The organism is Halobacillus sp. Cin3 (genome assembly GCF_947311855.1).
GTDB lineage: Bacteria > Bacillota > Bacilli > Bacillales > Halobacillaceae > Halobacillus > Halobacillus kuroshimensis.
Map to the genome: position 1 here is coordinate 44186 of NZ_CAMZMV010000011.1, position 6511 is coordinate 50696.

Sequence of the window (6511 nt, forward strand, 5' to 3'; positions counted from 1 at the left end):
CTTGTGGTATGATGGTAGCCGAAGGAAATGACACAGGAGGCTGTTTGTATGAATTTTGTCCTTGATGTGGGAAATACCAATACTGTCTTAGGCGTATTTGAGAATGGTGCGTTAAAGTATCAATGGAGAATTAAGACAGATCGACATAAAACAGAAGATGAGTTCGGAATGCTGATCAAATCCCTTTTTGATCATGAAGGTCTGGCATTTGAAGATATGGACGGGGTTATCATCTCTTCCGTAGTTCCGCCCATAATGTTTGCACTTGACCGAATGTCTCGTTATTATTTTAAAAAGCAGCCCATGATTATCGGAGAAAATAATGTCGACCATGGTCTGCCCATGAAATATCCGAACCCTGACGAAATAGGGGCGGACAGGGTAGTGAATGCTGTCGGAGCCATTGATGAGTACCCGCTTCCTTTGGTCATTATTGATTTCGGAACAGCGACAACCTACTGCTACATCAATGCAGAAGGTGAGTATCTGGGAGGTGCTATTGCGCCTGGAGTCAACATATCCATGGAAGCCCTCTATGCCAAAGCAGCTAAACTGCCGAAGATTGAAATTAAAAGTCCGGAGCATGTCATCGGACAAAGTACTGTAGAAGCGATGCAGTCCGGAGCATTTTACGGATACGTTGGACAAGTGGATGAAGTGGTGCGAAGGATGAAGGAAACTTCCGACCATACGCCCACAGTCATTGCTACCGGAGGCTTAGCGAACTTAATTGCCGGCCAGTCCAGGACCATTGATCATGTAGATCCCTATCTTACATTGAAGGGGCTGCATAAGATATATCAGCGCAACAAAGAGAAAAAAGCATTTAAAGGAGAATGATGATTCATGTCAGATTATTTAGTGCGGGCGATGGCATTTGATGGACAAGTGAGAGCGTACGCTGTTCAGTCCACCAACACCGTCGAAGAAGCAAGACGCAGACAGGATACGTGGGCGACAACATCAGCCGCTCTGGGTAGAACTTTGACGATCAGCTCTATGATGGGAGCTATGCTTAAAGGAGAAGACAAAATCACAGTGAAGGTTGAAGGCGGCGGGCCGGTGGGTGCCATTGTCGTGGATGCCAACGCTAACGGGGAAGTTCGCGGCTATGCGAAGAATCCTCATGTCGACTTCGAATCCAATGCCCAAGGAAAGCTGGACGTATCACGTGCGGTCGGTACGTCCGGGACATTGAGTATTGTGAAGGATCTTGGGATGAGAGATCATTTTACTGGTCAGGTTCCGATTGTGTCCGGGGAAATCAGTGAGGACTTCACGTATTACTTCGCGAACTCTGAACAGGTCCCTTCCGCTGTAGGGGCAGGTGTACTGGTGGATACAGATCACAGCATCCTTGCTTCCGGAGGCTTTATCATTCAAATGATGCCGGGCGCTGATGACAAGACGACGACAGAAATTGAGAAACGTCTCTCTGATATGCGTCCCATTTCTACACTTGTGCAGGAAGGAAAAACACCGGAGCAGATTCTTTACACCGTTCTAGGGGAAGAAAATGTCCAGCTGTTGGACACAAAGCCTGTGAATTTCCAATGCCATTGTTCACGTGAACGGGTCGAGATGGCCATTTCCAGCCTTGGTGATGAGGAAATTGAACGCATGATTGAAGAGGATAACGGTGCGGAAGCGAAGTGTCACTTCTGCAACGAAGATTATCAATTCTCTGCTCATGATCTGGAAGAACTGAAATCTCAGAGCACCAGCTGATTTTTTTCATCATAGCCAGCCGATAAGGATATAAATAAAAGACGGGACTTTCGTTCCGTCTTTTTCTATTCTTTTAGCATGAATTGTTTGACAATTGTGGTGGATTTCAGTAAGTTAAAGTTAAATCCTATTTAAATACTTGGTTTTAGGAGTGATGGTGTTGAGAATCGTAAATAACGTAAGTGAACTTGTAGGACAGACTCCGCTGGTAAAACTGAACGGCAGTGCTGACGAAGACAGTGCAGACATTTACCTTAAACTGGAGTACATGAATCCAGGGAGTTCTGTGAAGGATCGTATTGCCCTTTCTATGGTGGAAGAAGCGGAGAAAGACGGCCGGTTGAACGAGGGCGACACGATTGTGGAACCAACGAGTGGAAACACGGGAATTGGTCTGGCTATGATTGCTGCAGCCAAAGGCTATAAAGCGATTCTCGTCATGCCTGATACGATGAGTCAGGAACGTCGGAACCTTCTGCGTGCCTACGGAGCGGAACTGGTTCTTACACCAGGAAGCGATGGTATGAAAGGAGCGATTAAGAAGGCGGCCGAGCTTCATGAAAAGCATGGCTACTTCATGCCTCAGCAGTTTAACAATGAAGCGAACCCTCTCATCCACGAAAAGACCACAGGACCTGAAATCATCGAGCAGATGGGTGATCAACTGGACGCTTTTGTTGCTGGTATTGGAACAGGGGGAACAATTACCGGTGCTGGAAAAGTGCTGAAGGAAAAGTACCCTGACATGAAGATCTATGCAATTGAGCCGGAAGAATCCCCGGTATTATCCGGCGGAAATCCCGGACCACACAAAATCCAGGGGATCGGCGCCGGCTTTGTACCAGGAATCCTGAACACAGAAATCTACGATGAAGTCGTAACGGTTTCTAAAGAAGATTCCTTTACTGCTGCCCGCGAAGCAGCGCGTAAAGATGGAATCCTTGGAGGGATTTCTTCCGGTTCAGCGATCCACGTAGCGAAACAAGTAGCTAAGCAGCTTGGAAAAGGTAAAAAAGTGGTGGCGGTCATTCCTAGTAATGGGGAAAGATATCTATCCACTCCCCTTTACCAATTTGATGAAGAATAAAAGTCTAACGCACTCCTTTTAACAGGGGGTGCGTTTTTTCCGTAGGACAGGAATTCCTGTCATGATAGAACTTATGAAATGTTGTAAGATAGGGGAAGAATAATAAAGAAATGAGGGGAATACATGTCCTTATACTTACACACGCGCGTGAAAACCTATGATTTAACAAAACAGACCCTCGTTATGGGCATTTTAAACGTCACTCCTGATTCCTTTTCGGATGGCGGGCTGTACACAGATGTTGATCGGGCTGTCCAGCAGGCAGAAGCTATGGTGGAAGCAGGAGCCCACATCATTGACATCGGTGGTGAATCAACACGTCCAGGCCATGACCCTGTACCGGCGGAGGAGGAGTTGAAAAGGGTCCTTCCAACGATAGAGGCGGTAAGTCAGGCTGTTGATGTACCAATCTCCATTGATACGTACAAGTCGGAAGTGGCTGCCAGGGCTGTCCAGCATGGCGCCTCCATCATTAACGATGTTTGGGGGGCTGTAAAGGATCCGGCTACAGCTGATGTCGCTGCCCGGAATGACGTTCCACTTGTTTTGACACACAACCGGAAGGATCGGAATTACACTTCGTTAATGGATGATGTCAAAAAGGATCTAACAGAAATGGTGAACCGTGTGAAGGCACGGGGAGTGAAGGATGAGCAGATCATTCTTGATCCGGGTATCGGTTTTGCCAAGAGCCAGCAGGATAACCTTGTGGTCATGCGTCACCTCGGCGAGCTTCGTGACCTCGGTTATCCGATTCTTCTCGGTACTTCAAGGAAGTCTTTTATCGGTACGGTGCTGGATCTTCCTAAAGAGGAACGAATGGAAGGGACAGGCGCAACGGTGTGCTACGGGGTGGCCCAGGGAGTGGAAATGGTAAGGGTGCATGATGTGGGGCCCGTGGTCCGTATGACTAAAATGATGGATGCTATGATTGGAAAGGGTGGAGGAAATGGATAAAATCTACGTTAATCAAATGGAATTCTGGGGCTATCACGGCCTTTTTCCCGAAGAAAACAAACTGGGGCAGCGTTTTTATGTAGATCTTGAATTGGAGCTGGACTTAAAACCGGCTTCCCAATCTGACGATATGACAAAGTCCATTGATTATGGGGCGATTTATGAAACAACAAAAAAGATTGTAGAGGGGAAGGCCTATAAGCTTGTGGAGTCTGTAGCTGAGCAGATATCCATGGAGTTGTTCTCCTCCTTCCCGCTTTTGGAAGGTTGTCTTGTAAAAGTATTCAAACCGGACCCGCCCATCCCCGGACATTATCAATCCGTAGCAATTGAGATATACCGGAGCCGGTCTGATGAATAAAGCTTATATCGCACTCGGATCCAACCTTGCTGAACGGGAACAGTACCTTCGTGATGCCATTGCTTTACTGGATGAAAATGAAGACGTTCAAGTAGAGGGGAGATCGGGAGTGTATGAAACGAGTCCGGTGGGTTACACAGACCAGGGGGATTTCTTGAATATGGTGATCACCGTGGAGACATCCCTTCCTCCTGAAGATCTGTTGGCAGCCTGTCAGGCGATTGAAGATGGTCTTGGAAGAAAAAGATTAGTGAAATGGGGGCCGCGGACCATTGATCTCGACATCCTTTTGTATAACGAAGAAAACAGAGCAGCTGCCGAATTGACGATCCCCCACCCCCACATGCATGAACGGGCGTTTGTTATCGTCCCTCTGGCCGATGTAGATCCACAGGCCTACCTTCCCCATCTGCAGAAGCAGGCGGTCGAACTGCTTCATGAACTTCCGGATGCAGAAAGGGAAAGCGTTACGTTATGGGGGCACCTGTGAACAAAAAGCCATGAAGCAGCAAGGCCCTCGGCCGGGAAGCGGAGTCAAGGTTCCCGTGAGCGTTGACACACCCATAAGACTTTTTTATACTAAACCATAGTTAGATGCTGCCAGCCCTTTGCTGGCAGTTTTTGTTATTGTGGCGGCACAGTACAAGGAAAAGACGAGGAATGGAGTGATAGCAGTGTCAGAAGAACTGAATGAATATATGCAGGTGCGCAGAGACAAGATGAATGCTCACCGTGAACAAGGTCTGGATCCGTTCGGCGACCGTTTCGACCGGACCCACTATGCGGACCAGCTAAAAGAACAATACGATACCTATACAAAAGAAGAGTTGGAAGAAAAGCAGTTCCCGGCGACCGTAGCCGGCCGAATCATGACCAAGCGCGGGAAAGGGAAAGCTGGCTTCACGCACATCCAGGATGTCACAGGACAGATCCAGTTGTACGTCCGTAAAGATGAAATCGGAGAAGAAGCCTATGACAACCTCTTTAAAACAGCAGATCTCGGGGATATTGTCGGAGTAACCGGAGTGATGTTCAAAACAAACGTCGGAGAACTTTCTGTAAAAGCGGAGGAATTCCAGCTGCTTACGAAATCCCTGCGCCCGTTACCTGAAAAGTTCCACGGACTCCAAGATGTAGAACAGCGCTATCGTCAGCGTTACCTTGATTTAATTACGAACCCTGACAGCAGAGACACGTTTGTTCTGCGCAGTAAAATCATCCAATCCATGCGCCGCTACCTGGACGGTTTAGGATTCCTTGAAGTGGAAACACCATTAATGCACGGCATTCCGGGAGGAGCTTCCGCCCGTCCGTTCATCACCCATCACAACGCGCTTGATATGCAGTTGTACATGCGCATAGCCATCGAGCTTCATTTGAAGCGCCTCATTGTAGGCGGTATGGAAAAGGTATATGAAATCGGACGTGTCTTCCGTAATGAAGGCGTATCTACGCGTCACAACCCTGAATTTACGATGATCGAATTGTATGAAGCGTATGCAGATTATAAGGACATTATGGCGTTGACGGAGAACATGGTCGCTCATATCGCTAAAGAGGTCCTCGGTACAACTACGGTCATGTATGACGATCAGGAGATTAACCTGGAACCAAACTGGACCCGTCTGCATATGGTGGATGCAATCAAGGAATATACAGGCGTCGATTTCTGGAAGCACATGAGTAATGATGAAGCTAAAGCTCTTGCTGAAGAACACGGCATTGAAATTAAAGACACAATGACATTCGGTCATATTGTCAACGAGTTCTTTGAGCAGCGTGTCGAAGAAAAGCTTGTCCAGCCAACCTTCATTTATGGACATCCGATAGAGATTTCTCCACTTGCCAAGAAGAACCCCGAAGATGAGCGGTTCACAGATCGTTTTGAGTTGTTCATCGTTGGACGTGAACATGCCAATGCCTTCTCTGAGCTGAACGATCCTATCGATCAGCGCGAAAGGTTTGAAGCTCAGCTTAAAGAGCGCGAAGAAGGAAATGATGAAGCCCATATGATGGATGAGGATTTCCTGGAAGCTCTTGAGTATGGCATGCCGCCGACAGGTGGATTGGGAATCGGCGTAGACCGCCTCGTTATGCTGTTAACCAATTCAGCCTCTATCCGCGACGTCCTGCTGTTCCCGCAAATGCGACATCGTGAATCCTGATCCAGCTATCCTCCGCCGGTTATAAAGGCGGAGGATTTCTTTTTATAGCAAAATGATAAGATATTTTGAAAAAAACTATTGCGCTGGACTGTTATCCGTGATAAATTATTACTTGTCGCTTTAAGAGAGCGGCGCGGTGTTGAAAAACGCCAAAACAAATCATGAAAAAAGTTGTTGACACAAACGGCTTCCCATGATAAATTAGTATTTGTC

General features: G+C 47.4%; 8 protein-coding genes. 7 read left to right on the top strand and 1 reads right to left on the bottom strand.

Features of this window, described 5'->3' with window-relative positions:
* The first annotated feature begins 48 nt into the window (after window positions 1-48).
* The 7 genes from QMA39_RS19315 (at window position 49) to lysS (ending at window position 6298) form a co-directional block, all read left to right on the top strand.
* Window positions 49-840 (top strand): type III pantothenate kinase, encoded by a 792-nt coding sequence (locus QMA39_RS19315; RefSeq protein ID WP_027953461.1) that lies wholly within the window; start codon window positions 49-51, stop codon window positions 838-840.
* Window positions 841-846: 6 nt separating this feature from the next.
* A complete protein-coding gene (hslO, locus tag QMA39_RS19320) occupies window positions 847-1728 on the top strand; it encodes an Hsp33 family molecular chaperone HslO (RefSeq protein WP_027953460.1) in 882 nt (293 codons plus the stop codon).
* A gap of 154 nt (window positions 1729-1882) precedes the next feature.
* On the top strand, window positions 1883-2815 hold the full coding sequence (gene cysK / locus QMA39_RS19325) for a cysteine synthase A (RefSeq protein WP_277988145.1): 933 nt from the start codon (window positions 1883-1885) through the stop codon (window positions 2813-2815).
* A gap of 123 nt (window positions 2816-2938) precedes the next feature.
* Complete coding sequence (folP, locus tag QMA39_RS19330) at window positions 2939-3772, top strand: dihydropteroate synthase (RefSeq protein WP_281659564.1); 834 nt, start codon at window positions 2939-2941, stop codon at window positions 3770-3772.
* Complete coding sequence (gene folB / locus QMA39_RS19335) at window positions 3765-4133, top strand: dihydroneopterin aldolase (protein ID WP_027953457.1); 369 nt, start codon at window positions 3765-3767, stop codon at window positions 4131-4133. The genes folP and folB overlap by 8 nt, the downstream gene beginning before the upstream one ends.
* Entirely contained in the window at window positions 4126-4623 is a 498-nt protein-coding gene (folK, locus tag QMA39_RS19340; RefSeq protein WP_206936301.1) for a 2-amino-4-hydroxy-6-hydroxymethyldihydropteridine diphosphokinase, read from the top strand. The genes folB and folK overlap by 8 nt, the downstream gene beginning before the upstream one ends.
* Before the next feature lie 184 nt (window positions 4624-4807).
* Window positions 4808-6298: a lysine--tRNA ligase gene (gene lysS / locus QMA39_RS19345; protein ID WP_027953455.1), complete on the top strand. Its 1491-nt coding sequence runs from the start codon at window positions 4808-4810 to the stop codon at window positions 6296-6298.
* Window positions 6299-6303: 5 nt separating this feature from the next.
* On the opposite strand, the gene QMA39_RS19350 is transcribed toward lysS, so the two are convergent.
* A partial coding sequence (locus QMA39_RS19350) for a hypothetical protein (RefSeq protein ID WP_281659565.1) occupies window positions 6304-6511 on the bottom strand: 208 nt, incomplete at its 5' end.

Excerpts from the sequence above, each read along its gene's own strand:
- QMA39_RS19315 (WP_027953461.1), top strand. The coding sequence starts at position 49 with ATGAATTTTGTCCTTGATGTGGGAAATACCAATACTGTCTTAGGCGTA.
- hslO (WP_027953460.1), top strand. The coding sequence starts at position 847 with ATGTCAGATTATTTAGTGCGGGCGATGGCATTTGATGGACAAGTGAGA.
- cysK (WP_277988145.1), top strand. The coding sequence starts at position 1,883 with ATGGTGTTGAGAATCGTAAATAACGTAAGTGAACTTGTAGGACAGACT.
- folP (WP_281659564.1), top strand. The coding sequence starts at position 2,939 with ATGTCCTTATACTTACACACGCGCGTGAAAACCTATGATTTAACAAAA.
- folB (WP_027953457.1), top strand. The coding sequence starts at position 3,765 with ATGGATAAAATCTACGTTAATCAAATGGAATTCTGGGGCTATCACGGC.
- folK (WP_206936301.1), top strand. The coding sequence starts at position 4,126 with ATGAATAAAGCTTATATCGCACTCGGATCCAACCTTGCTGAACGGGAA.